This is a genomic window from Paracoccus alcaliphilus, assembly GCF_028553725.1.
Lineage (GTDB): Bacteria > Pseudomonadota > Alphaproteobacteria > Rhodobacterales > Rhodobacteraceae > Paracoccus > Paracoccus alcaliphilus.
In genome coordinates this window covers 1319912-1345433 of record NZ_CP067124.1, presented here as the reverse complement: position 1 = coordinate 1345433, position 25522 = coordinate 1319912, and the positions used below count along the sequence as shown (strand labels likewise).

28 protein-coding genes are annotated in these 25522 nt (G+C 64.9%); 11 read left to right on the top strand and 17 right to left on the bottom strand.

Going from position 1 to position 25522, the window contains the following annotated elements:
- Positions 1-97: 97 nt before the first annotated feature.
- Positions 98-412, top strand: coding sequence for a TIGR02300 family protein (locus tag JHW40_RS06840; RefSeq protein WP_090610718.1), 315 nt, complete (start codon positions 98-100; stop codon positions 410-412).
- A gap of 70 nt (positions 413-482) precedes the next feature.
- Here the strand turns inward: JHW40_RS06840 and JHW40_RS06835 are convergent, their stop codons facing one another.
- The 9 genes from JHW40_RS06835 to queA form a co-directional block, all read right to left on the bottom strand.
- Positions 483-626: an entericidin A/B family lipoprotein gene (locus JHW40_RS06835; RefSeq protein ID WP_090610717.1), complete on the bottom strand. Its 144-nt coding sequence runs from the start codon at positions 624-626 to the stop codon at positions 483-485.
- 73 nt (positions 627-699) lie between these two features.
- Positions 700-1878, bottom strand: coding sequence for a dipeptidase (locus tag JHW40_RS06830; RefSeq protein WP_090610716.1), 1179 nt, complete (start codon positions 1876-1878; stop codon positions 700-702).
- Positions 1879-1961: 83 nt separating this feature from the next.
- Positions 1962-3779, bottom strand: coding sequence for a M3 family oligoendopeptidase (locus tag JHW40_RS06825; RefSeq protein WP_090610715.1), 1818 nt, complete (start codon positions 3777-3779; stop codon positions 1962-1964).
- Between the two features lie 80 nt (positions 3780-3859).
- On the bottom strand, positions 3860-4684 hold the full coding sequence (locus JHW40_RS06820; protein WP_090610714.1) for a GNAT family N-acetyltransferase: 825 nt from the start codon (positions 4682-4684) through the stop codon (positions 3860-3862).
- 82 nt (positions 4685-4766) lie between these two features.
- The gene (locus JHW40_RS06815) at positions 4767-5237 is read right to left on the bottom strand and encodes an META domain-containing protein (RefSeq protein WP_170851738.1); all 471 of its coding nucleotides are present in this window, start codon (positions 5235-5237) and stop codon (positions 4767-4769) included.
- A 187-nt stretch (positions 5238-5424) separates the two neighbouring features.
- The gene (gene lpdA / locus JHW40_RS06810) at positions 5425-6816 is read right to left on the bottom strand and encodes a dihydrolipoyl dehydrogenase (RefSeq protein WP_090610712.1); all 1392 of its coding nucleotides are present in this window, start codon (positions 6814-6816) and stop codon (positions 5425-5427) included.
- A 72-nt stretch (positions 6817-6888) separates the two neighbouring features.
- Positions 6889-7785, bottom strand: a complete 897-nt coding sequence (locus JHW40_RS06805; protein WP_170851737.1) for a rhamnan synthesis F family protein — start codon at positions 7783-7785, stop codon at positions 6889-6891.
- 227 nt (positions 7786-8012) lie between these two features.
- A complete protein-coding gene (locus JHW40_RS06800) occupies positions 8013-9281 on the bottom strand; it encodes an MFS transporter (RefSeq protein WP_090610710.1) in 1269 nt (422 codons plus the stop codon).
- Between the two features lie 81 nt (positions 9282-9362).
- Positions 9363-10412, bottom strand: a complete 1050-nt coding sequence (gene queA, locus JHW40_RS06795; protein ID WP_090610709.1) for a tRNA preQ1(34) S-adenosylmethionine ribosyltransferase-isomerase QueA — start codon at positions 10410-10412, stop codon at positions 9363-9365.
- A 121-nt stretch (positions 10413-10533) separates the two neighbouring features.
- On the opposite strand from queA, the gene JHW40_RS06790 reads away from it, so the two are divergent.
- Entirely contained in the window at positions 10534-10827 is a 294-nt protein-coding gene (locus JHW40_RS06790; RefSeq protein WP_090610708.1) for a (2Fe-2S)-binding protein, read from the top strand.
- Complete coding sequence (gene bfr, locus JHW40_RS06785) at positions 10775-11260, top strand: bacterioferritin (RefSeq protein ID WP_090610707.1); 486 nt, start codon at positions 10775-10777, stop codon at positions 11258-11260. The genes JHW40_RS06790 and bfr overlap by 53 nt, the downstream gene beginning before the upstream one ends.
- A 138-nt stretch (positions 11261-11398) precedes the next feature.
- Here bfr and JHW40_RS06780 read toward each other — a convergent pair whose 3' ends face one another.
- Positions 11399-12073: an HAD hydrolase-like protein gene (locus JHW40_RS06780; protein ID WP_090610706.1), complete on the bottom strand. Its 675-nt coding sequence runs from the start codon at positions 12071-12073 to the stop codon at positions 11399-11401.
- Between the two features lie 114 nt (positions 12074-12187).
- Here JHW40_RS06780 and glmU point away from each other — a divergent pair, with 114 nt between their 5' ends.
- Both glmU and glmS read left to right on the top strand, forming a co-directional pair.
- Complete coding sequence (glmU, locus tag JHW40_RS06775) at positions 12188-13531, top strand: bifunctional UDP-N-acetylglucosamine diphosphorylase/glucosamine-1-phosphate N-acetyltransferase GlmU (RefSeq protein ID WP_090610705.1); 1344 nt, start codon at positions 12188-12190, stop codon at positions 13529-13531.
- A 1-nt stretch (position 13532) separates the two neighbouring features.
- The gene (gene glmS, locus JHW40_RS06770) at positions 13533-15350 is read left to right on the top strand and encodes a glutamine--fructose-6-phosphate transaminase (isomerizing) (RefSeq protein ID WP_090610704.1); all 1818 of its coding nucleotides are present in this window, start codon (positions 13533-13535) and stop codon (positions 15348-15350) included.
- Positions 15351-15652: 302 nt separating this feature from the next.
- Here glmS and queF read toward each other — a convergent pair whose 3' ends face one another.
- Positions 15653-16114 (bottom strand): preQ(1) synthase, encoded by a 462-nt coding sequence (gene queF / locus JHW40_RS06765; RefSeq protein WP_090610703.1) that lies wholly within the window; start codon positions 16112-16114, stop codon positions 15653-15655.
- Positions 16115-16257: 143 nt separating this feature from the next.
- Between queF and JHW40_RS06760 the strand changes: the two genes are divergently transcribed.
- Positions 16258-16665, top strand: a complete 408-nt coding sequence (locus JHW40_RS06760) for a group III truncated hemoglobin (RefSeq protein ID WP_090610702.1) — start codon at positions 16258-16260, stop codon at positions 16663-16665.
- A 3-nt stretch (positions 16666-16668) separates the two neighbouring features.
- Here the strand turns inward: JHW40_RS06760 and JHW40_RS06755 are convergent, their stop codons facing one another.
- The 5 genes from JHW40_RS06755 to JHW40_RS06735 all read right to left on the bottom strand — a co-directional run bounded on the left by JHW40_RS06755 (position 16669) and on the right by JHW40_RS06735 (position 20808).
- Positions 16669-17325, bottom strand: a complete 657-nt coding sequence (locus tag JHW40_RS06755; RefSeq protein WP_090610701.1) for a trimeric intracellular cation channel family protein — start codon at positions 17323-17325, stop codon at positions 16669-16671.
- Positions 17322-17771, bottom strand: a complete 450-nt coding sequence (rnhA, locus tag JHW40_RS06750) for a ribonuclease HI (RefSeq protein ID WP_090610700.1) — start codon at positions 17769-17771, stop codon at positions 17322-17324. Before rnhA ends, JHW40_RS06755 begins: the two co-directional genes overlap by 4 nt.
- Before the next feature lie 173 nt (positions 17772-17944).
- Entirely contained in the window at positions 17945-18274 is a 330-nt protein-coding gene (locus tag JHW40_RS06745) for a DUF1330 domain-containing protein (protein ID WP_090610699.1), read from the bottom strand.
- Between the two features lie 88 nt (positions 18275-18362).
- Positions 18363-19319 carry a 4-hydroxy-3-methylbut-2-enyl diphosphate reductase gene (gene ispH, locus JHW40_RS06740; protein ID WP_090610698.1) on the bottom strand — a complete coding sequence of 319 codons (957 nt, stop codon included), beginning with the start codon at positions 19317-19319 and terminating at the stop codon, positions 18363-18365.
- Positions 19320-19389: 70 nt separating this feature from the next.
- Positions 19390-20808: a cobyric acid synthase gene (locus tag JHW40_RS06735; RefSeq protein WP_272849082.1), complete on the bottom strand. Its 1419-nt coding sequence runs from the start codon at positions 20806-20808 to the stop codon at positions 19390-19392.
- 98 nt (positions 20809-20906) lie between these two features.
- Here JHW40_RS06735 and secG point away from each other — a divergent pair, with 98 nt between their 5' ends.
- The 3 genes from secG (at position 20907) to JHW40_RS06720 (ending at position 23816) form a co-directional block, all read left to right on the top strand.
- On the top strand, positions 20907-21422 hold the full coding sequence (gene secG, locus JHW40_RS06730; protein ID WP_090610696.1) for a preprotein translocase subunit SecG: 516 nt from the start codon (positions 20907-20909) through the stop codon (positions 21420-21422).
- A 155-nt stretch (positions 21423-21577) separates the two neighbouring features.
- On the top strand, positions 21578-23221 hold the full coding sequence (locus tag JHW40_RS06725; protein WP_090610695.1) for a CTP synthase: 1644 nt from the start codon (positions 21578-21580) through the stop codon (positions 23219-23221).
- A 67-nt stretch (positions 23222-23288) separates the two neighbouring features.
- Complete coding sequence (locus JHW40_RS06720) at positions 23289-23816, top strand: hypothetical protein (RefSeq protein ID WP_090610694.1); 528 nt, start codon at positions 23289-23291, stop codon at positions 23814-23816.
- A 31-nt stretch (positions 23817-23847) separates the two neighbouring features.
- Here the strand turns inward: JHW40_RS06720 and JHW40_RS06715 are convergent, their stop codons facing one another.
- On the bottom strand, positions 23848-24396 hold the full coding sequence (locus JHW40_RS06715; RefSeq protein WP_090610773.1) for a LabA-like NYN domain-containing protein: 549 nt from the start codon (positions 24394-24396) through the stop codon (positions 23848-23850).
- 95 nt (positions 24397-24491) lie between these two features.
- On the opposite strand from JHW40_RS06715, the gene folK reads away from it, so the two are divergent.
- On the top strand, positions 24492-25076 hold the full coding sequence (gene folK / locus JHW40_RS06710) for a 2-amino-4-hydroxy-6-hydroxymethyldihydropteridine diphosphokinase (RefSeq protein WP_090610693.1): 585 nt from the start codon (positions 24492-24494) through the stop codon (positions 25074-25076).
- A gap of 89 nt (positions 25077-25165) precedes the next feature.
- The gene (rpoZ, locus tag JHW40_RS06705) at positions 25166-25522 is read left to right on the top strand and encodes a DNA-directed RNA polymerase subunit omega (RefSeq protein WP_090610692.1); all 357 of its coding nucleotides are present in this window, start codon (positions 25166-25168) and stop codon (positions 25520-25522) included.

Genomic DNA, 25522 nt, shown 5'->3' with positions numbered 1-25522 from the left:
ACTTGGCGTAAAACGACCGCAGAAAAGTCTTTGACACCCCCCGCCCTCTGTGGCACGGCGAGCCGGAATTCCCTAAACGCGGCTGAAGGAGAATACCATGCCCAAAGAGGAATGGGGCACGAAACGCCTGTGCCCGCATTGCCAGACGCGCTTTTACGATCTGACGTTGAATCCGATGACCTGTCCGGCATGCGGCAACCAGTTCACACTGGAAAGCCTGACGGACGGTCGCGGCAAAACCGTGGTCACCGAAAAGCGCCCCGCCGACACCAGCACCGATCTGGTCGAGGATGACGAGGATCTGGAAGACGAGGCCGGCGATCTGGACGATGATCTGCTGGAAGAGGATGACGACGACGCCGATGTCTCGCTGGATGACATCGCCGATGTCGCCAGCGACGACGAGGACTGAACCGGCCCCCGGGCCTCACAAACGCAAACGGGACCCTCAAAAGGGTCCCGTTTTCCGCTCAGGCGGGATGTCACATCCCCGACTGCACCTCGGCGCTCTCTTGCGAGATAGCATGCCCGGCATGCTGCATGTCGCGCCCCGCACCCTGCACGGTTTCGCAAGCCGACACCGCCATCATCGCCAGCAACGCACCCAGTCCCATCAGTTTCTGCATCCTGTTCTCCCATAAGGCAGTTGTTTTCTGCCAATTTAACGCGGCTCTTGCTTTATGGGTTCCCGCGTGATGCTCAGCCTTCGGGCAGCACCTCCAGCAGATAGCGCATCATGTTGCCACCCATGACCTTGCTGATCTGACCGTCATCAAGCCCGGCATCCATCAGCGCCTGCGTCAGCGCCGACAGATGCGCGGCATCGAAGGGCGCATCGACCGAGCCGTCGTAATCCGAACCCAGCGACACATGATCCTCGCCCACCAGAGCAATGGCGGCCCGGATCGCCGCCGCGACATCGGCAGGCGTGCGGCCGCAGATGACATCGGCCCAGAACCCGATCCCGATCATCCCGCCCCCCGCGGCAATTCCCGCCACCAGATCGTCGGGCAGATTGCGCGGACTGTCGCAATGCGACCGGATACCGGTATGGGACAGCACCGGGCGCACGCCCTCCATCGCCAGCACATCACGGACCATCTGCGGGCTGGCATGGGCCAGATCGACCACCATCCCGCGCGCCACCATCCCTTCGACCACCTGCCGACCGAAATCCGACAGCCCCGCGCCGTCACCCGCACCATGCAGACTGCCGCCCAACTCGTTGTCAAAGAAATGCGTCAGGCCGATCAGCCGGAACCCGGCATCATGGAGAACATCCAGATTGGCCAGATCGCCCTCCAGCGGATGCCCACCCTCGGACCCCAGCAAGGCGCCGACGCTGCGCGCGCCCGCCGCCCGCGCCTCCAGCAGCGCGGCCAGATCCCCGCTCGAGCGGATGATGCGCAACGCCCCCGGATCGCGATCCGCCGCTCGCGCCAGCGCCTCGGCCTGAACCAGCGCCCGCTCCCTCAACGAAAACCACGACCGGACCGGGCGCAGCTGCCCGATGAACAGCGGCGTGATATTATCCGGCGCATCGGCACTGTTCTCGGCATAGTTCTGGCCACGCGGACTGCGCGTCACCGTCGTAAAGACCTGCAATGCGACATTGCCCTCTTGCAGGCGCGGAATATCGGTATGGCCCCGATCGACCCGCCGCAGCAGATCGCGATCCCACAGCAACGCATCCGAATGCCAATCGCCGATCACCAGCCGCTCATGCAGCGCCGCAGCCTCGGGACTGACCGGCCAGCCCCCTTCCGGCATGGTCAGCGGATTCAACCCCCGCTCGACATGTCCGGGCGCGATGACGAAGAACGCCGTCGCCCCCGCCACGATCAGCACAACCAGCCCGACCAGAATCCGCTTCAGCATCCCGACCCCACCCCATCTTTGGTGCGAAAATATCCTCGGGGGGAAGCGCGCAGCGCGCGGGGGGCAGACAGCCCCCCGGCCAGTCACCCCTCCAGCGCCTCCAACTCGTCGATCAGGCCTTCGATCATCGACAGCCCCTTGTCCCAGAATGCCGGGTCCGAGGCATCCAGCCCGAATGGCGCCAGCAGTTCCTTGTGATGCTTGGCGCCCCCCGCCGCCAGCATGTCGAAATATTTCGACTGGAACTCCGGCAGCCCGTCCTCATAGGCGGCGTAAAGCGCATTCACCAACCCATCGCCGAACGCATAGGCATAGACATAAAAGGGCGAATGCACGAAATGCGGCACATAGGTCCAGAAGGTCTCGTATCCCGGCATGAATTCAAAGACCGGCCCCAGACTTTCCGCCTGCACCGACATCCACAGCGCGTTGATATCGTCGGGCGTCAATTCGCCCTCGGCACGGGCAGCATGCAGCTTGCACTCGAAATCGTAAAACGCGATCTGGCGCACGACCGTATTGGTCATGTCCTCGACCTTGCCCGCCAGCAGGGCCTTGCGCTGCGCCGGATCGGTGGTTTTCGCCAGCAATGCGCGGAAGGTCAGCATCTCGCCAAAGACGGAAGCCGTCTCGGCCAGCGTCAGCGGCGTCGAGGCCAGCAACTCTCCCTGCCCCGCCGCAAGCCGCTGATGGACGCCGTGGCCCAGCTCATGCGCCAGCGTCATCACGTCGCGCGGCTTGCCCAGATAGTTCAGCATCACATAGGGATGGACCGTGGTCACTGTCGGATGGGCAAATGCCCCCGGCGCCTTGCCCGGCTTCACGCCCGCATCAATCCAGCCCTTGTCGAAAAAGGGTTCCGCCAGCTCCGCCAGCTTCGGCGAGAACCCGGCATAGGCGTCCAGCACCGTGGCCCGCGCCTCGTCCCAGCCGATGGTTTTCGGCGTCTCGGTCGGCAGCGGCGCATTGCGGTCCCAGACCTGCAGCTTGTCCAGCCCCAACCAACGTGCCTTCAGGGTATAATAGCGATGCGACAGCCGGGGATAAGCCGCCGTCACCGCATTGCGCAGCGCCTCGACCACCTCCGGCTCGACATGGTTGGACAGGTGGCGGCCATGCTGCGGGCTGGGCATCTTGCGCCACTTGTCCTCGATCGCCTTTTCCTTGGCCAGCGTATTGTGGATCCGGGCGAACAGCTTGACGTTACGGCTGAAAACCCCGGCCAGAGCCTTCGCGCCCGCCTCGCGCCGCGCCCGGTCGTGATCGGTCAGCAGGTTCAGCGTGGCTTCCAGCCCAAGGGTCTCGCCATCCACGTCGAATTCCAGCCCCGCGGTGGTCTCATCGAACAGCCGGTTCCACGCGGCGGCACCGACGACGGAATTGTCATGCAGGAATTTCTCCAACTCATCAGACAGCTGATGCGGCCGCATCGCCCGCATCCGGTCAAAGACCGGCCTGTAACGCGCCGGACCATCGGCGGCGGTGAACACCGCCTCGTAATCGGCGTCAGAAATACGGTTGAACTCAAGGCTGAAAAACACCAGCGGCGTGGTCGCATCGGTGACCCGGTTCTGCAGATCCGACAGCAGCTTGGCCCGCCCGGCATCGGTGGTGTTCTGGTAATAGCGCAACCCGGCATAGGACATGATCCGTCCGGCCAGAATGTCGATCTGCTGGTATTCCTCGATACAGGCCAGCATCCCGGCGGCGTCCAGATCGGCCAGACGGTTTTCATAGCGGCTGGCAAAGCCCTGCGCCGCCTGCTCCAGCGCCTCGACATCCCGCGCCAGTTCGGGCGAATCCGGGGCGGGATAGAGATCGCCCAGATCCCATTCCGGCAGATCGCCGAAGGATTTCGAGGTCACGGTTTCGGCGGCGTCATAAAGCGGCATGCGGGCCATGTGATGTCCTTTTTCTGCTGTCGGTGGAATGTGGCCCCTGATCGCCCGATCCGCAAGCCATGGCCCGCCGCGATCATCGGCTACAGCGCAGCAAAGGCCCGCGCATGGGCGATCACGCTGCCCGCAGGCAGATCGCCCCGAATCTGCAGATGCGGCCCGGCATAAGGCGAGGCCAGATCGGCAGGCCGAAACCCGAACCGCGCATAATAACCCGGATCGCCCAGCACCACGACCGGCGCGTCGCCCGCCCGATCCAGCGCCTGTTCCACCAAGGCCTTGCCCAGCCCCCGCCCCTGCACGGCCGGATGCACCGCCACCGGCGCCAGCGCGAATGCCCCACGATCAGCCGTCAGAGGCGACAGCGCGACATGGCCCAGCAGACAGCCTGCCGCCTCGGCCACCACCGACTGCGTCAGATCGCCATCCGCCCGCAGGGCCTGAACCAGCCTCGCCTCGGCATCGCCACCAAAGGCCGCCGCAAGCAACCCGTCCAGCGCCCCGGCATCGGCCCCGGCCTCGCTGCGCAACCACGGCTCGACATGGCTGCGCTGGAAATCGCGCCGGATATCGCCGCTGCCGCTGCCCCATTCGCTGGTTTTGGTCCGTGCCTGATGGGCGGCAAAAGCCTCCTCGCTGGCAAAAAGCTCCGACAGATGCCAGATCAGCGGATCATCATCCTGCCACAGATCAAAGCGCAGACAGCCGGCCTCGGCCCGGCTCAGCCCGACATGATCCGGCAGCAGCGACAGGGCGACCATCATCTGTGTGGCATCGGCGCAGATCAACCGCCCCTCCATCGCCACCAGCGGGCCATTCAGCGTCACCGGCACCGCGCCGGACGGCATGGCGCCGTGATGATGGTGGTGATGCCCGCCATGATGGTCGTGCCCGCAACTGCAACTCATCTCCGTCCCCCTCTGGATGCCCCCGGACGCTAATTGCATCGGACGGGACAGGCAACCACATGCCACAGGGATGGGGCGCGGCCTACTGCCCGGCCCGCGCCGCGTCCAGTACACTGACGGCGCCATCGGCCCGCACACCGCGCTCGAAGATCAGCCAGGTCGAGGGCGATTTCACCTTCAGCACGCCACCGTAATATTCCATCTCGGTGGCCTGTTGCAGCACCGAAAGGAAACGGTTTTCCGTCCGCGAATCCTTGCAGGGCGTGCGGGGCGAGTTGATCGCCGACAGCGACACCTGCGGCAGATCGACATTGTTTTGCGCGGAATAGCTGCTGCAAGGCCCCGCGCCCGACACCCGACGCTCTTCGACCAGCATCGAGACATTGCGCAGGGCAACCGTTTCACCATCCATACCAACCAGCACATAGCTGCCGCCCGGAATAAAGCCGCGATCCTCGCCCGGCGGTGTCGTCGGTGCCGGTTCACACGCGGCAAGGACAAGCGCTGCGGCCACGGATGCGCCGGCGAACCCAAGACGGGAAATGCGGGTCATGAGAGAATCTCCTTGATGATCAATCCCGTGTGAACGCCACACGCAGCCTTTGGGTTCCGTTCGCGCGCGACCCTTACCCCCGGCTCCCCCACCGCCCCATCCCTGGTGCATAAATATCCTGCGGGGGAGTCGCGTGAAACGCGACGGGGGCGCAAAGCCCCCGCCACATCGGCTTTATAGCAGAAGATCAGAAATGAATCGCCCGTCCATGAGCATCCAGCACCGATTCATGCATCATCTCGGACAGGGTCGGGTGCGGGAAAACGGTTTCCATCAGATCCTGCTCGGTGGTCTCCAGCTGCCGCCCGATGACATAGCCCTGAATCAGCTCCGTCACCTCGGCACCCACCATATGCGCGCCCAGCAACTCGCCGGTCTTCGCATCGAACACGGTCTTGATCATCCCCTCGGGCTCTCCCAATGCGATGGCCTTGCCATTCCCGACAAAGGGGAAACGGCCGACCTTGACCTCATGGCCCGCCTCTTTCGCCTTCGCCTCGGTCATCCCCACCGACGCCACCTGCGGGTGGCAATAGGTGCAGCCCGCGATGCTGGAGGGCTTGACCGCATGCGGCTTGCCGCCCGCGATCAGTTCAGCCACCATCACGCCCTCATGGCTGGCCTTGTGCGCCAGCCAGGGCGCGCCGGCCACGTCGCCGATGGCATAGAGCCCCTCGATTCCGGTACGGCAATATTCGTCGGTCACGACATGGGTGCGGTCGATCTTCACACCCAGCTCTTCCAGGCCCAGATTCTCCACATTGCCGACGATCCCCACGGCCGAGATCACCGTGTCGAATTCCAGCTTCTCGGTCTTGCCGCCGGCCTCGACATGGGCGGTGACCTTCGCGCCCTGACGGTCCAGCTTCTTGACCGCCGCCTTCTCCATGATCTTCATGCCCTGCTTGACGAATTGCTTCTTCGCAAAGGCGCTGATCTCGGCATCCTCGACCGGCAGCACCCGGTCCATCACCTCGACCACCGTGGTATCGGCACCAAGCGTGTTGAAGAAGCTGGCGAATTCGATGCCGATCGCGCCCGAGCCGATGACCAGCAGCTTTTTGGGCATATGCGGCGGCTTCAGCGCGTGTTTGTAGTTCCAGACCAGCTTGCCGTCCGGCTCCAGCCCCGGCAATTCGCGTGCCCGCGCGCCGGTCGCCAGGACGATGTTCTTCGCGGTGATCTCTTCGCTGCCCTTGTCGGTCTTGACGCTGATCTTGCCGGGGGCCAGCAGCTTGGCCTCGCCCATGATCGTGGTCACCTTGTTCTTCTTGAACAGATGCCCGATCCCGCCGGTCAACTGCTTGGCCACACCACGCGACCGTTCGACCACCTTGTCCAGATCGAAGCCGACCTTGTCGGCACTCAGACCGAAATCCTTGGCCCGCTCCATCAGGTGGAACACCTCGGCGCTGCGCAGCAGGGCCTTGGTGGGGATACAGCCCCAGTTCAGGCAGATGCCGCCCAGATGCTCTCGCTCGATACAGGCGACCTTCAGGCCAAGCTGCGCGCCGCGGATCGCGGCGACATAACCGCCCGGCCCCGCACCGATCACCACCATGTCGAAATTCTGGGCCATATGTTCCCCCGCTTGCTAGGATAGTTCAGCGTTAAACCATATGACCAACAGCATCAAGCAAGCGCAAGACGCCTATTCCCGCAGACGGATTTTTTCCGCCTCTGCCAGCAGTTCCGGCTCGGATTCCAATGCCCGCAGGGTGGCGGCACGTCCGGTCGCATCCAGTCGCAACGGGGATTTCTTGATGAAACCCAGCCCTTCGGCCCGCATGGTCCAGCAGGGCAGCGCATAGGCTGCGCCGGTCCGCGCGATCACATCCAGCACTAGCCGCAGCACCGCTCCGGCATCCGAGCTGGCCGCCCGATCCGCCAGAAAAGCATCCCGCGCCGCCCGCAGCCCAGCATCTTCGGGAATGACCAGTTCGGAAACCAGCGAGCGCAGTTGCGAATCCCGCAGCGCCATCAGTTGCTGCGGCAGCACGCCCGGATCCCACGTCGAGGCGTGGTCGTGGCCGCGCCGGATCGCCCATTGACTGGTGGCGACCTCGCCCCGCTGGACGATCTCGACCTTGCGGTCGGTCAGCCGCAAACGCCGCCAAAAGGGCAGGAAATCCGCGTCGCGCAGAATCGCCGGCCCAAAGGACAGCGCGAACGAGCAATAGTGAAAATCGCCCGCACCCTGATCAGGCCGGAAGGAGCCATCCCGACTCCGTCCGTCGCTGATGCCCGGCACCGCTCCGATCAGTGACGGAGCGTGACTGGAATCGATCCGGGCGGCCACGCTCAGCCAGTCGGGGCGGTCTCCGGTCGGAAACCAGATCGAGTCATTGGTCAGCACCAACCGCTCCAACCCCGCCAGCCGTTGCCCCAGCCACAGTATCGCTGCGCGATAACCGCCGATGTCAAAACCGAAATTGCGCCTCTCGGCCAATTGCCAGACCAGCGGCAACAGGCTGGCCCGACCCCCTTCCGTCAAAGGCAGGTTCGACACGACCAGAGGCGCATATCCCATCGCGATCAGATGCCGCAATGATCGCAGATGCGATGGCTGCACACCGTCCGCAGGGTATAACACCATGATCGCAACGCGCTGACTCCCGGCCTGTGCACCGGCGACGGGGACGAATCTCCGCGTCACGGTCAGGTCATGCCAGCGCGTACGAACCTGATCATTCCAGCTTAGCGACAACTTTGACCATTCCCATACCAGTCGCCGCCCGATCCTGACCATCAGTTCCGACCCAACCCTCGTTGCCCTCATTTCCCCCCCTGCCCGTCCGACCCGGAATCCCCGTCCGAGGATTGCGCCTCGTCCAGCGCGGCCTCGACCGCGAAGGGCGTGGCCTGCGGGGTGATGACGGCGAAACTGCCCTGCTCATCGGGGGTCAGCGGACGGCGGCGGGTCATGCGCCAGCTGGCATAGATCACCATCAGCGCCAGCAGGACGCCCATATGCACCCAGTACCCGTCCGGCCCGATCACATTCATCAGCCAGCCGGTGATCAGCGGCCCGCCCATCGAGCCGACGCCATAGATGAACAGCAGCCCGGCCGAGGCCGCCGCCATGTCCGACTGATCCAGATAGTCGTTGGTATAGGCCAGCAGCAGCGCATAGATCGGATTGGCCATGCCGCCCATCAGCAACCCGGCCACGACCAGCCCGGCGACGCCCGGCTGTGCCACGACCACCCAGACCACGGTCAGTACGCCGAACCCGCCCAGCAGCAGCACCAGCTTGCGCCGGTCATAGCGGTCCGAGATCCAGCCGACCGGATATTGCATCACCAGCCCCCCGGCATAGATCCCGGCCACGAACAGCGAGATCTCGGCAACCGACATCCCCACCGCCGCCGCCCAGACCGAGGACATGCCCGCCAGCGCCGCAAACACCCCGCCCATCAGGAAGATGCCGACGCAGCCAAGGGGCGAGGCGTGGTAAAGTTCCCGAAAGGACATGCGCTGGATGGTGTCGAATTCCGGCGCGGGCTGGGCGTTCAGCAGGATCGGCGTGAAGGCCAGCGACACCAGAACCGACGGGATCACGAACAGCAGAAACCCCGCAGGATCGCTGACATTCAGCAGGAATTGCGCGCTGACGATGCCCAGCATCTGCATGATCATATAGACCGACAGCGCCTGTCCCCGCGTCTCGTTCGTCGATCCCGCGTTCAGCCAGCTTTCCGCCGTCACATAGACCCCGCAGAAACAGAAGCCGATCAGAAAGCGCAGCACGGTCCAGAACATCCAGTTCGGCCAGACCGCAAAGACGATCAGGATGGCCGAGATCAGCGACCCCAGCGCGGCAAAGACGCGGACATGGCCGACCGTCTTGATCATGCCCGGCACCGTCAGACTGCCCAGCAGAAAGCCGCCGTAATAACCCGCCATGACCACCGACATCTCGAAGGTCGGAATGCCCTCGATATCGCCACGGATGCCCAGCAAAGTGCCCTGCATGCCGTTGCCGACCATCAGCAGCAGAATCCCCAGCAAAAGCGGCCAGGTGGTTTTCAGAACGGTGATCATCTTGCGCCTTCCATCCGGCCCGAACTGCCGTCCCCACCTCTAGCCTGCCGGGACCGCTGCGGCCAGTCCCGCATGCGACCTTCAGGGGATCAGCAGCGACGCATCGCCATAGCTGAAAAAGCGATAACCCGACCCGACCGCATGGTCATAAATGTCCCGGATCCGCTGCGGCCCCATCAGCGCGGAAACCAGCATCAGCAGGGTCGATTTGGGCAGATGGAAATTGGTCATCAGCCCGTCGGTCACCCGGAATTGATATCCGGGATGGATGAAGATGTCGGTGGTGCCGCGAAAGGGCGCCACCCGCCCCCCCGGCACCGCCGCCGATTCGATCAGCCGCAGCGCGGTGGTGCCGACCGCGATGACCCGCCGCCCCTCGTGCCGCGCGGCATTGATCGCGTCGGCGGCATCGGGCAGCACCTCGCCCCATTCGGCATGCATCCGGTGGCTGGCCACGTCCTCGACCTTGACCGGCAGAAAGGTGCCCGCCCCCACATGCAGGGTGACCCGGGCAAAGCCGACACCCATCGCGGCCAGCCGGTCCAGCAACGGCTGATCGAAATGCAGGCTGGCGGTGGGCGCGGCAACCGCCCCCTGATGCCGGGCCCAGACGGTCTGGTAATCGTGACGGTCCTGCTCATCAGGCGCCCGCAGCGCCGCGATATAGGGCGGCAGCGGCATCGCCCCGACCTTTTGCAGCGCCGTGTCAAAGGCATCGCCCTGCGCGTCGAACCGCAGCTGCAACTCCCCCTCGGCAATGCCCGCGACCGTGGCCGACAGCGCATCGCCAAATCGGATCACCTCCCCCTCGCGCAGCTTGCGCAGGGGCTTGGCCAGTGCGCGCCAGCCATCGGCGGCAGGCTCCAGCAGGGTGACCTCGATCCGCGCGACAACCTCGCCCTGCACCGTCTGGCGGTGCCGCTGCCCGGTCAGCCGCGCCGGGATCACCCTCGTGTCGTTCAGCACCAGCAGATCGCCGGGCCGCAGGATATCGGGCAGATCGCTGACGCGGCGGTCCTCGATCCCCGCGCCCCCCTCGGCCAGCAGCAGACGCGCGGATGTGCGCGGCCGCGCCGGACGGGTCGCGATCAGATCGGATGGCAGGTCGAAATCGAAATCGGACAGTTTCATGGGCCGGGCTTCTGCGCCGCCGCAGAGACCCAGTCAAGCAGCCGTGATTATCCAAGTATAAAACTCGGGCTTTACATCTCTGACAGAATCCCTAGGTTATGCCCATCGAGGAGAGGCACCCATGATCGTTTGCCATTGCACCCAGATCTCGGACCATGAGATTCACGCTGCGATCGAATGGATGCGCACGGCCGACCCCGATACGATCATCACACCGGGCAAGATCTACCACGCACTTGGCAAGCGCGCCGATTGTGGGGGATGCATGCCGCTCTTTCTGGACACGATGCGCCATTGCGATAGTCTGGGCGTAGCCCCGCCAATTCTGCGGGCCAAACCAGCTATCAAGAAGGACAGCCAGGATGAAGGGCGACGCAAAGGTCATCGAATATCTCAACGCCGCGCTGCGGTCTGAACTGACGGCGGTCAGCCAGTATTGGCTGCATTACCGTCTTCAGGAGGACTGGGGCTATGGGCGCATCGCGGACAAGTCCCGCGCCGAATCGATCGAGGAAATGAATCACGCCGACCGGCTGATCCAGCGAATCATCTTCCTCGAAGGCCACCCCAACCTGCAAAAGCTTGACCCGCTCAGGATCGGACAGAACCTCAAGGAAACGCTGGAATCAGACCTTGCCGGCGAACATGACGCCCGCACCCTCTATATCGAGGCGCGCGATCATTGCGAAAGCGTCGGCGACTATGTCAGCAAGGCGCTGTTCGAGGACCTGATCTCGGACGAAGAAGGCCATATCGACTTCCTCGAAACCCAGATCGAACTTTACGACACCATCGGCCAGCAGAATTACGGGCTGCTGAACGCCAAACCCGCCGATCAGGCGGAATAGGTTCCGTACCCATCTTTGGTGTTCAAATATCCTGGGGGAAGCCTTGAAGACCCCGTCGAGGGGTCTTCAAGGCTGGGGGCAAAGCCCCCCGCCACGCCGAACCCGATCACGCCCGGACAGGATCATGGACGGACCCGGTCAGCCCAGCCAGTCGCGGGCCAGTTCCGGCAGATCGGCGAAACGGGTCAGCAATGCCTCGGGCGCCAGCCGCGCGATGGCCTCGCCCTCGGGCCCAAAAGCGACCAGCGCCACCGGCACCCCGGCGGCTGTCGCGGTCTTGCGGTCGGTTTCGGTATCGCCCACCAGAAAGGACGAGGCCACCTGCCCGCCTGCGCCCTCGACCGCGGCGCGATAGGGGCGCGGATCAGGCTTGCGCACCGGCAGCGTATCGGCCCCGATCAGCGCGGCGAAACGATTCCGCACCCCCAGTTGCCGCAACAGCGTCTCGGCCAGCGCCTCGGGCTTGTTGGTGCAGACAGCCAGCGTATGGCCGTCACCCGCCAGCGCCTCCAGCGCCGCCTCGACCCCGTCATAAAGCCGCGTATGCACAGCGATGCCGCTGGCGTAATGATCCAGCAGCCGGGGATAATCCTCGTCCACGGCACCGGGCGGCAGCAGGTAATCCGGCCCCAGCCGTCCAAAACCCGTCTGCAACATCGCCCGCCCGCCGTGAAAGGCGATCAGCGCATCCTCTGCCGGGTCCAGCAGGCAACCAAGGCCGCGCGCCTGAAAACAGGCATTCGCCGCCGCGATCAGGTCCGAAGACGTATCCGCCAGCGTTCCATCCAGATCGAAGACCACCGTTCCGGCCATGTCTGCCCTCCGTGTAATGATCCGAAAACAAAGGTGAACATTCTCACCCTTTCGCCCAAGGCATTCCCCGATTAGAACGCCGGGCAAGGAAACGAAACCGGTAATGAGGCAGGCATGGCAAAGAACCCGGTCGCAATCGTCATTCTGGCCGCCGGACAGGGCAGCCGGATGCAATCGGACCTGCCCAAGGTGCTGCACCGGCTGGCGGGCGTGCCGCTGGTCGGCCATGCGCTGGCGGCGGCCCGCAGCCTCGATCCCGAACAGATCACCGTCGTCGCCGGTCACGGCGCCGATCAGGTCCGCCGCGCCGTCGCCGGGCTGGAACCCGACGCCCGCATCGTGCTGCAAACCGAACAGCTGGGCACCGGCCATGCCGTGCGTCAGGCCCTGCCCGAACTGGAGGGGTTCGAGGGCAAGGTGATCGTGCTCTATGGCGACACCCCCTTCATTGGCGAGGATACGCTGGCAGCGATGGCCTCGCACCCCGCCGATATCGTCGTGCTGGGCTTCGAGGCCGAGGATCCGGGCCGCTATGGCAGGCTGGTGGTGACCTCTCGCGGGCTGGAACGGATCGTCGAATACAAGGACGCCGATGCCGCCACCCGCAGCATCGCGCTGTGCAATTCCGGCGTGATGGCGCTGGACGCGGCCCTGCTGCGGCAATTGATCGTGCGGCTGGGCAATGACAACGCCTCGGGCGAATACTATCTGACCGATCTGGTCGAACTGGGCCGGGCCGAGGGCCGCCGCGCCGATGTCGTCACCTGCGACGAAGAGGAAACCCTGGGCATCAACACCCGCGCCGAACTGGCCGCGGCCGAGGCCGCCTTTCAGGCCCGCGCCCGCCGCGCCGCGCTGGATGACGGGGTGACGCTGTCGGACCCGCAAACGGTCTGGTTCGCGCTGGATACGGTGATCGGCCGCGATGCGATCATCGGCCAGAATGTGGTGTTCGGCCCCGGCGTCACCGTCGAATCGGGGGCCGAGATCCTGCCCTTCTGCCATCTGACCGGCTGCCATATCTCGGAAGGCGCCACGGTCGGCCCCTTCGCGCGGCTGCGCCCCGGCGCGGAACTGGGCACCGATGCCCATGTCGGCAATTTCGTCGAGATCAAGAACTCGGTGCTGGATGAGGGCGTCAAGGTCGGCCATCTGACCTATCTGGGCGACACCCATATCGGCGAGCACAGCAATATCGGCGCCGGAACCATCACCTGCAACTATGACGGCGTGATGAAGCACCGCACCGAGATCGGCCCGCGCGCCTTCATCGGCAGCGACACGATGCTGGTCGCGCCGGTGCGGATCGGAGCGGATGCCATGACCGGTTCCGGTTCAGTCATTACCGAGGACGTCGCGGATGGCGCGCTGGCACTGGGCCGTGCGCGTCAACTTACCAAGCCGGGACTGGCGCTGCGCCTGATGGAAGCCCTGCGCGCGAAAAAGGAGAAGCGTTGACATGTGTGGTATCGTCGGCATCCTGGGCAATCACGAGGTTTCGCCCCAGCTTGTGGATGCGCTGCGCCGCCTTGAATATCGCGGCTATGACAGCGCGGGCGTCGCCACCATCGACGCAGCCGGACGGCTGGACCGTCGCCGCGCGGTGGGCAAGCTGATCAATCTCTCCGACCTGCTGGTGCATGAACCGCTGACCGGCCTGACCGGCATCGGCCATACCCGTTGGGCCACCCACGGCCCGGCGACCGAAGGCAACGCCCATCCCCACCAATCGGGCAAGGTCGCCGTCGTCCATAACGGCATCATCGAGAATTTCCGCGAACTGCGCGAGGAACTGATCGCGCTTGGCCTGCATCCGCAATCGCAGACCGATACCGAGATCGTCGCCCTGCTGACCGCCCATCATCTGGATCAGGGCATGGACCCGCTGGCCGCCACCCGCGCCACGCTGGCCCGGCTGCATGGCGCCTTCGCGCTGGCCTTCCTGTTCGATGGTCAGCGCGATCTGATGATCGCCGCCCGCAAGGGCAGCCCGCTGGCCGTCGGTCATGGCGAAGGAGAGATGTTCATCGGCTCGGACGCGGTGGCGCTGTCGCCCTTCACCGATCGCATCACCTATCTGGAGGATGGCGATCACGCCGTGCTGACCCGCGCGGGCGTGACCATCCATGACGCGACGGGTGCGCTTGTCAGCCGCCAGACCGGCCGCATCGACGTGGGCGCGACCGCCATCGACAAGGGCGGTCACCGCCATTTCATGGCCAAGGAAATCGCCGAACAGCCAGTGGTGCTGGGCGACGTGCTGAGCCACTACGTCAAGGAGGACCGGATCGTCCTGCCCGACGGGCTGGATTTCAGCACCGTGGACCGGCTGTCGCTGGTCGGCTGCGGCACCGCCCATTACGCCGGTCATGTCGCGAAATACTGGTTCGAGACGCTGGCCGGCCTGCCCTGCGACATCGACGTGGCCTCCGAGTTCCGCTATCGCGAACCGCCCCTGTCGCCCGACAGCTGGTTCATCGCCATCAGCCAGTCAGGCGAAACCGCCGATACGCTGGCCGCACTGCATTACGCCAAACCGCGCGTGGCCCGCAGCGTCGGTCTGGTCAATGTCGGCACCTCGGCCATCGCCCGCGACAGCGATGTCGCCCTGCCGACGCTGGCGGGGATCGAGGTCGGCGTGGCCTCGTCCAAGGCCTTCACCTGTCAGCTGGCCGTTCTGGCGGTGCTGGCACTGAAGGCCGCCCATGACCGGGGCCGGATCGACGATGCCGCGCTGGCCGCCCATCTGGCCGATCTGCGCGCGGTGCCGGGACTGGTGCAACAGGCCCTGGGCCTTGCCGATGCCTGCCGCCAGCAGGCCGACTGGCTGGCACAGGCGCAGGATGTGCTGTATCTGGGCCGGGGCGCGCTGTTCCCGGTCGCGCTGGAAGGCGCGCTCAAGCTGAAGGAGCTCAGCTATATCCACGCCGAAGGCTATGCGTCGGGCGAACTGAAGCACGGCCCCATCGCGCTGATCGACCGCAATGTGCCGGTGGTGGTGCTGGCCCCGCGCGACGCGCTGTTCGAAAAGACCATCTCGAACATGCAGGAGGTCATGGCGCGCCACGGCCAGATCCTGCTGCTGTCCGACGCCGCAGGTATCAGCGAGGCATCCGAAGGCACGCAGGCCACCCTGACCCTGCCCACAGGCGGTGGCGCCTTCGCACCGATCATCTATGCGATCCCGATGCAATATCTCGCCTATCACACCGCCGTCGCCAAAGGCACCGACGTCGATCAGCCGCGAAATCTGGCGAAATCGGTGACTGTGGAATAGTTCGTGTCCGCCCCGGAAGCATTTGTGAAATAGTAACAGGGTTCGCTCTTGGTTGTTCAGTCCCGGTGTCTGGTGGAACGAATCTGGGTGGATCTGTCTGGCTCTGAAGCCCAGATCTTGCGGATGCATTCGTAGGGCGTGAGGGCCGCCCCGGATCCGCCATCGGTTCAAGGACCATGGCTGGCGAGGGTCTTGAGCCTGCGCGCGAAGTTGCAGGCGGCCATGACGTCGGCGAGATGGGTCCCCAGTTGGCCGACGTCATGGTGCAACCTCGGGACAGCCCCCCAACAACCCGGACCCGGCTATCCCCGCCCGCGATAACCCGGCACGCCCTGATCGGGCAGCCACAACCCCTCGGGCATCGCACCGCTTTGCCAGAAGACGTCGATCGGCATGCCGCCGCGCGGAAACCAGTATCCGCCGATGCGCAGCCAAAGCGGCGACAGAAGCGCGGCCAGACGCTTGCCGATACCCACGGTGCAATCCTCGTGGAAGGCGCCGTGATTGCGGAAACTGCCCAGATACAGCTTCAGCGACTTCGACTCGACCAGCCAGTCGCCCGGCACGTAGTCGATCACCAGATGCGCGAAATCGGGCTGGCCGGTGATCGGGCACAGGCTGGTGAATTCCGGCTGGGCAAAGCGCACGGCATAGACCTCGCCCGGCTGCGGGTTCGGCACCCGCTCCAGCACCGCCTGATCGGGATGCTGCGGCAGCGGGGTTTTCGCGCCCAACTGGGTCAGCGCGTCGGTATAATGGCTCATCTAAGGCTCCTGTTTTGACCGGGTGGGCTGCGACCGGGCGGCTGACATAACAGCCGCCCCCCTCTGCGTCAAACCGGCACTTGCACGCGCGACCCCGGCGGCCCACCTTCAGCCTAAGACCACACAGAAGGCCCGGCCACGCCATGATCCCGCCACGTTTCCTGATCTCCGAGGACGATATCGACCGCGTCGTCCGCATCTTCTATGCCGCCATCCGACGGCACGAGGTTCTGGGACCGGTCTTCGCCGGTCACGTCACCGACTGGCCAGCGCACGAGGCAAAGATCGCCGGTTTCTGGCGCCGGGCGATCCTTCATCAGCCGGGCTATGACGGCAATCCGATGCAGGTACATCTGGCGGCCGGCGATGTCCGCAGCCAGCACTTCCCGATCTGGCTGGCGCTGTTCGACGAAACCCTGCGCCGCACCGTCACGCCCGAGGCCGCCGTCGCATGGTCGGCCCTGGCCCATCGCATCGGACGCGGGCTGCGCATGGGGGTCGAGGATATATCAGAGCGCAACCGCCAGCCCGGCCCGCCGATCCTGCGCTGACGCTCAGCCGTGATCGCGCGGCGGGCGCGGGCGATAGACCGGCAGCTTCCAGCCCCATGTCAGGCTGCCCGCCCGCAGACCCCAGACAACGACCGCGCCCAGTATCAGCGTCTGGGGCAGGGCCAGCCCCAGATATTCCAGAACCACCGCCACCAGCGCGCCGCCAAAAGCCGCCGTCAGGTAAAGCTCGCCCTGCTTCAGCACCAGCGGCACCTCGTTGCTGACGACATCGCGCATCAGCCCGCCAAAGGTGCCCGTCACCACGCCCATGATGACGGTGATGACCGGGCCGAACCCGGCCTCGCGCGCCGCCGCAACGCCTGCCGCCATGGCCACCGCCAGCGCCAGACTGTCCAGCCACAACAGCCATTTATAGCGGCTCTCGATCAGATGCGCGGTCCAGAAAACGACCATCGCCGCCGCCGCGGCCAGCAGCACATAGGCGGGCTGCGCCACCCAGAACACCGTCTCGCGCCCGATGATCAGATCGCGCAGAGTGCCGCCACCCACAGCGGTCAGCGCCGCCATGAAAACAAAGCCCACCAGATCCAGCTGCGCCCGGCTGGCCACCAGCGCCCCGGTCAGCGCAAAGATCAACACCGCCCCGTAATCCAGCACCGAGATCAGCGCGGCCGGATTGATCTGGTCCCACAGGCTCATTTGAAGGGTGCCATCCCGGCGCGGGCCAGTTCGTCGGCGCGCTCGTTCTCGGGGTGGCCGGCATGGCCCTTGATCCATTCCCAGATGACCTCGTGGCGGCGCTGCGCGTCGTCCAGCCGCTGCCACAGATCGTCATTCTTGACCGGCTTGCGCGCGGCGGTTTTCCAACCGTTCTTCTTCCAGCCATGAATCCACTGGGTCACGCCGTTCTTCACATAGGCGCTGTCGGTGGTCACGGTGATCCTTGTCGGCCGGGTCAGCGTCTCCAGCGCGGCAATCGCCGCCATCAGCTCCATTCGGTTATTGGTGGTCATGGCCTCGCCGCCCTGAAGCTCTCGCTCCTTGGCCACGCGCTCGCCATCCATCGCCCGCAGCAGCACGCCCCAGCCGCCGGGGCCGGGATTGCCGCTGCACGCGCCATCGGTCCATGCAAACAGTTCCGTCACGCCAGAACAGCCCCTGTCGCCATCGGCGGCCACGGATTATCGCCCGTCAGGGGCATCGTCTCAGGCTGCATTTCCCATCCCGTCCGCGCAAGACCGCCAAAGGGGCGGCGTCCGGGCGGGACTATAGCCAAGCGGGTGGAACGCTGCCAGCGCAAGCTGGTGGTATGACGCGATTACGCGGGCTTGGGCAGATAGGGGATCGAGCCCGCCACATCGGTATCGTCGATCAGGCGGAAATGACTGATCGAGCCCTCCTGCCGCGCCTTGCCGAACGGCGCATATTCGGGGTCATTGGCAAAGGCCAGCGCATCGTCGCGCGACGGAAACTGGATCAGCGCGATCAGGGTGACGTCGGTGGGCGTGCCCTCCAGCGTCTCGATATTGCCGCTGCGCGACAGATAGCGGCCATTATGCCGGGCGGCGATGTCATGCACCCTTGCGGCGTAATCGGGTATCCACGCCTCATCGGTGACTTTCACCTCGGCGATCAGAAAGACGGTCATGTCGGTTATCCTCCCTTTGGCGCGGCAGCCCGCCCGCGCAGCATAGAGGCGAGGGCACCGCCACCGCAATCATGCAAAGGACGCAAAATCAGGCCGATTCGCGCAGCACGCGGGGCACTTTGAATTCGACATTCTCCTGCGCGGTCTCGACCACATCGACGGTCACGTCGTAACGTGCGCGAAAGGCCTCGATCACCTCGTTCACCAGCACTTCGGGGGCGCTGGCACCGGCGGTCACGGCCACGGCGCGCACCCCGTCCATCGCCCGCCAGTCGATCTGGTCGGCCCGCATCACCAGTTGCGAATAGGCGCAACCCGCCGCCCGCCCGACCTCGACCAGACGTTTCGAATTGCTGGAATTGGGCGCCCCGATCACCAGCAGCGCGTCGATCCTGTCGGCCACCGCCTTGACCGCCGCCTGCCTGTTGGTGGTGGCATAGCAGATATCTTCCTTGGCCGGGCCGCTGATTTGCGGGAAACGCGCCTTCAGCGCCTCGACGATTTCGGCGGTATCATCGACCGACAGCGTGGTCTGGGTGATGAAGGCCAGCCGCTGCGGATCGCGCGGCGCAATGGTCGCCACATCCCCGACCGTCTCGACCAGAATCACCTCGCCCTCGGGCAACTGGCCCATCGTGCCCAGAACCTCGGGGTGACCGGCATGGCCGATCATCACCAGTTGCAGCCCTTCGGCATGGTGGCGGGCGGCCTCGACATGAACCTTGGTGACCAGCGGGCAGGTCGCATCGACATGGATCATGTTGCGGCGCTGCGCCTCGGCCGGGACGGATTTCGGCACGCCATGCGCCGAAAAGATCACCGGGCGGTCATCGGGGCATTCATCCAGTTCCTCGACAAAGACCGCGCCCTGCGCGCGCAGCGAATCGACCACGAACTTGTTATGCACGATCTCGTGGCGGACATAGACCGGCGCGCCCCATTTCTGCAGCGCCATCTCGACGATCTTGATCGCGCGATCGACACCGGCGCAGAACCCGCGCGGCGCGGCAAGATACAGGGTCAAAGGCGGTTTCGCATGTTCCATGCCCCTGCCCTAGCGCGGACGCGCCCGCCAGTCCAGCACCGCACGGATCAACTTCGCGTCCGGGATCCGGTCAGCCGGCCAGCGCCAGCAACCCGTCCACGTCCAGATGTGTCTCCAGATGCGCGGCCAGATCGTCCAGCGCCTGCTGAACCCCCGCCGCGTAACCGGGCGCCGACGCCACGCCCAGCCGCGCCAGCCAGGCCGCGCGGAAGCCGTCATCGGCGAACAGCCCGTGCAGATAGGTGCCGCTCACCCGGCCATCGGCACTGATCGCGCCATCCGCCCGGGGGATATGGGCAAAGGGACGCGCGCAGTCGGGGCCCGAGGTGCGGCCCATGTGGATCTCGTATCCGGTGACTTCCTGCCCCAGCGCGCGGCCCTGAACGCGGGTCAGGCGCTTCTCTGCCGCCATCTCGGTCTGGATATCCAGCAGGCCAAGGCCCTCGGTCTCTCCTGCCGGGCCGTCAAAGCCCATCGGGTCGCGAATCACCCGGCCCAGCATCTGATAACCGCCGCAGATGCCCAGCACATGCCCGCCGCGCCGCAGATGCGCGGTCAGGTCGATATCCCAGCCCTGCTGCCGCAGAAACGCCAGATCGCCGCGCGTGGATTTCGTGCCCGGAATGATGACCAGATCGGCATCGCCCGGAATCGCGCGGCCCGGCCCCAGCATGGTCAGACGCAGCCCCGGCTCGGTCGCCAGCGGGTCCAGATCGTCGAAATTCGCGATCCGCGACAGGGTCAGGCACACGACATGTGCGCCCTGCCCGCCCCCGCCGCGCAGGTCCACCGCATCCTCGGCGGGCAGGCGATGCGCGCCGGGAAACCACGGCACGACGCCAAAGCCACGCCAGCCGGTGCGTTCCTCTATCATCCGATAGCCATCCTGTAACAGCACCGGATCGCCCCGGAACTTGTTGATCAGAAAGCCCCGGATCATCGCCGCATCGCCCGCCTCGATCACCGCCCGAGTGCCCACGATCTGCGCGATCACCCCGCCCCGGTCGATATCGCCCGCCAGCACCACCGGCACGCCCGCCGCCCGCGCGAATCCCATATTGGCGATGTCGCGCGGGCGCAGATTGACCTCGGCGGGGCTGCCCGCGCCCTCGACGATCACCAGATCATGCGCGGCGCGCAGGCGGGCGAAACTGTCCAGCACACCCTGCAACAGCTGCGGCTTCAGCGTTGCATAATCACGCGCCTGCGCCCGTGCCACCGCACGGCCATGCAGGATCACCTGCGCGCCGGTATCGGTTTCGGGCTTCAGCAGCACCGGATTCATGTCGGTCGCAGGCTCCAGCCCGCAGGCCAGCGCCTGCAATGCCTGCGCGCGGCCGATCTCTCCGCCATCCACCGTCACGGCGGCATTGTTCGACATATTCTGCGGCTTGAACGGCGCGACCGACAGCCCACGCAGCCGCGCCGCGCGGCACAGACCGGCCACCAGCAGCGACTTGCCGACATTCGAGCCGGTACCCTGAATCATCAATGCGCCTGCCGTGGGGTTCTTCATTGGACACTCGGCTTGCCATCATCTGCATGGATGACTAGATAGGCCCGTCCGAAAGTGAAAGGCCGAATGCCGTGGAAAACGTCGTCCTGACCATCCATCTGATCCTCGCGGTGCTGCTGACCGGCGTCGTTCTGCTGCAACGCTCGGAGGGTGGCGGCCTTGGCATGGGTGGCGGCGGTGGCGGCGGTGGTCTGATGACCGGCCGTCAGGCCGCCAATGCCATGACCCGGCTGACCTGGATTTTCGGCATCGCGCTGTTCGTGACCTCGGTGGCGCTGACGGTGATCGCCGCGCGGCAGACCTCGACCGGCTCGATCATGGACCAGCTGGGCATGCCGGCGCAGCAAAGCGAAGACAGCAGCCCGGCGATCCCGACCTATACGCCCCCGCCCACGACCGGCGGCGATCCGCTGACGCCGCCCTCGCCCGAGGCGGCGAATGGCGCGGCGCAGACCCCGGCGCCTGAGGCACCCGAGGCCGAGGCCATCACCCCGCCCGCCGCAGAAACCCAGCCGGAACCGGCACCTGCTGCCGAACCGGCTGACGCGGAAACCCCGGCCACGCCCCCCGCCCAAAGCGGAAACTAAGCCGATACCATAATTTGGGGCGGATATTATCCTGCCCCACATCAGCTTGCGGTCCATTGCGGCCACGGGGCGAATCGACTATATCTCAAGTCCCGTGATGCAGGTCGTCCGACGGCCCGCAAATTTCGAATCATTGCAGCTCACGGGGACCTTTCATGGCGCGTTATATCTTCATTACCGGTGGCGTGGTCTCAAGCCTTGGCAAAGGGCTTGCCTCCGCGGCTCTGGGCGCGCTGTTGCAGGCCCGCGGCTACAGCGTCAGGCTGCGCAAGCTGGACCCCTATCTGAACGTCGATCCGGGCACGATGTCGCCGTTCGAGCATGGCGAGGTCTTTGTCACCGATGACGGCGCCGAAACCGATCTGGACCTTGGCCATTACGAACGCTTTACCGGCGTCAGCGCCCGGCGCAGCGACAGCGTGTCCTCGGGGCGGATCTATTCCAACGTGCTGGAAAAGGAACGGCGCGGCGAATATCTGGGCAAGACCATTCAGGTCATCCCGCACGTCACCAATGAAATCAAGGACTTCCTTGCCATTGGCGACAATGAGGTCGATTTCATGCTGTGCGAGATCGGCGGCACCGTCGGCGATATCGAGGGCCTACCCTTCTTCGAGGCGATCCGCCAATTCACCCATGAACGCCCGCGCGGCGAATGTATCCTGATGCATCTGACGCTGCTGCCCTATCTGACCGCCAGCGGAGAGCTGAAGACCAAGCCCACCCAGCACAGCGTCAAGGAATTGCAATCGATCGGCCTTGCGCCGGACGTTCTGGTCTGCCGCAGCGAACAGCCGATCCCGGAAAAGGAACGCGCCAAGATCGCGCTGTTCTGCAATGTCCGTCCCGATGCGGTGATCCCGGCCTATGACCTGAAAACGATCTATGAGGCGCCGCTGGCCTATCACCGCGCCGGGCTGGATCGCGCCGTGCTGGACGCCTTCCAGATCAGCCCCGCCCCGCGCCCCGATCTGGCCGTCTGGGAGGATGTCATGGACCGGCTGGACAATGCCGAAGGCGAGGTCAGGATCGCCGTGGTCGGCAAATATACCCAGCTTGAGGACGCCTATAAGTCGATTGCCGAGGCGCTGACCCATGGCGGCATGGCCAACCGCGTGCGGGTCAAGGCCGACTGGGTGGACAGCGAAAAGCTGGAAGGCGAAGGCGCGCATCTGCTGGACGGCTATCACGGCATCATCGTGCCCGGCGGCTTTGGCGAGCGTGGCACCGAGGGCATGATCACGGCCGCGAAATATGCCCGCGAAAAGGATGTGCCCTATCTGGGCATCTGTCTGGGCATGCAGATGGCGGTGATCGAGGCCGCGCGCAATCTGGCCGGCATGCCCGATGCCGGGTCCGAGGAATTCGACCACGAAGCCGGGCAGACCCGCTTTACTCCGGTGGTCTATCACCTGAAGGAATGGGTGCAGGGCAATTACAAGGTGCAGCGGCAGGTCGGCGACGACAAGGGCGGCACGATGCGGCTGGGCGCCTATACCGCCGTGCTGGCGCCGGGGTCGCGGATTTCCGAAATCTATGGCGGCGCGGCCGAGATGGAGGACCGCCACCGCCACCGCTATGAGGTTGACGCGAAATATCGCGAGGCGCTGGCGGATGCCGGGCTGGTGTTTTCCGGCATGTCGCCCGATGGCAAGCTGCCCGAGGTGATCGAATACCCGAATCACCCGTGGTTCATCGGCGTGCAGTCGCATCCCGAACTGAAATCAAAGCCCTTTGCCCCCGCGCCGCTGTTCGCAGGCTTCATCCGCGCCGCGATGGAGGAAGGGCGGCTGGTCTGACCCGCCGGGGTTGACCGCAGGGGCGCCGTGCCTTCAGCATGGCGCCACCCGTGAAAGGATCGCCCCCATGCGTCTCGCCGTGATTTTGCCGATGTGCCTTGCCGCCAGCGCCCTCTGGGCCGAGGGCCCCGAAATGCACATCGTCGAGGATCCCACCCTTTTGCCGCCCGAAGTGCAGGAAACCCGCGACGCGCTGATCGCGGTCGCCCGCAGCGGCGATATCGAGGGGCTGGGCGACATCATCGAGGCGCAGGGCAGCACGCCCACGGTCAGCTTTGGCCTGCCCGATGATCCGGTCGCCTGGCTGGCAGAGGCATCGGGCGATCCCGAGGGGTATGAGATTCTGGCCATCCTGCAAAACGCGCTGGAAATGCCCGCCGCCGTTCTGGGCAACGAGGCCGAGGGGCAAAGCTATGCCTGGCCCTATCTGTCGCAGATGGACCCGAACGAGTTGACGCCAGCGCAGCAGGTCGATGCCTATCGTCTGGTCCCGGTCGAGGATTTGCAGGGTTTCCGCGATTTCGGCGGATGGATCGGCTGGCGGGTCTTTATCGGCCCGGATGGCGAATGGCAGGCCTTGGTCGCGGGCGATTAAGCCACCCGCGACAAGCCTTTTTCCCGCCGGATCATTCGTCCTCGGGCACCTCGCGCGGGGGGCGTCCGATGATATCGCGCAGGGCGTCCAGCTCGATGAAGTTGTCGGCCTGACGGCGCAGGTCGTCCGCGATCATCGGCGGCTGCGACCGGATGGTCGAGACAACCGAGACCCGCACCCCCTGCCGCTGCAATGCCTCGACCAGAGGCCGGAAATCGCCGTCACCCGAAAACAGCACGGCGTGATCCATCCGCGGCGCCAGCTCCAGCGCGTTCACGGCCAGTTCGACATCCATGTTGCCCTTGACCTTCCGGCGCCCCATCTGATCGGTATATTCCTTCGCCGGTTTGGTGATGACGCAGAACCCGTTGTAATGCAGCCAGTCAACCAGAGGGCGAATGGGGGAATATTCCTCACCTTCCATCAGGGCGGTATAGTAATACGCTCTCATCAGCTTGCCGCGCCGGTCGAACTCCTGCCGCAGCAATTTATAATCAATATCGAACCCCAGCGATTTCGCGGCGGCGTAAATATTGGCGCCGTCGATGAAAAGCGCGAGTCGATCATCCTTGTAAAACATCATTCGTTGCCTTCAATGAGACGCTGTCCCGTAAAACATGCCTCGGTGGTTTTATGTGGGGCCCGCATCAGCCCAGGAAGAGTGTAGAGCAAGCCATGAACAATCTTAACTTGTCTTTTGGGATCATGGCGATGGGGGCAAACCTTCCATCCGAATGTGGCGATGCCAAAGACAACCTCCTTGCGAGCCTGACCATACTGCATACTGAACCAGACATTTCAATCCGGGCTGTAAGCCGTTTCTGGCGCAGCCCCGCATTTCCTGCCGGATCGGGGCCTGATTACGTCAATGCGGTCGCACTGTTTGAGACGACGCTGGATGCCCGGCAGATTCTGGCGGTTCTGCACCGGCTGGAAGCGCGTCTGGGACGGGACCGCAGTCTGGGCCGCTGGTCCGCCCGAATCGTCGATCTGGACCTGATCGCACTGGACCGGACAATCCTGCCTGACGAATCGACGCTGCGCCACTGGATCGGGCTGCCTTTGAAAACACAGATGCGCGAGGCGCCCGACACGTTGATCCTGCCCCATCCCCGGATGCAGGACCGCGGCTTCGTGCTGGCCCCGCTGGCGGAAATCGCGCCGGACTGGCGCCATCCGCTGACCGGGCACAGCACGGTGCAGATGCTGGCTGCCCTGCCCGCCGATGCGCTGGCCGGAATGGCCCCGATTCGTGGCTGAAATTGCGACCTTACCTTGACATTTCGTCAAAGCGCCATCAGTTATCCCTCTTCGCCCCGGATATCCGATTCGAACCCCATAGGTGATTCATGGCCCGCGTAACGGTTGAAGACTGCGTCGACAAGGTTCCCAACCGCTTTGATCTGGTGATGCTGGCCGCGCATCGCGCGCGTGAGATCACTGCCGGCAGTTCGCCGACGGTTGACCGCGACAACGACAAGAACCCGGTCGTCGCGCTGCGCGAGATCGCTGATGAGACCCAGCCGGTGGACGATCTGCGCGAACGCATGATCGAATCGACCCAGACCCAGATCGAGGTCGATGAGCCCGAAGAAGACGCGATGGCCCTGCTGCTGGGTGCCGAGATCGATCATCCGAAACCTGCCGAGGAAGAATCGGAAGAACGGATGCTGCGCATGATGATGGAAGCCAGCCAGCGCGGCTGA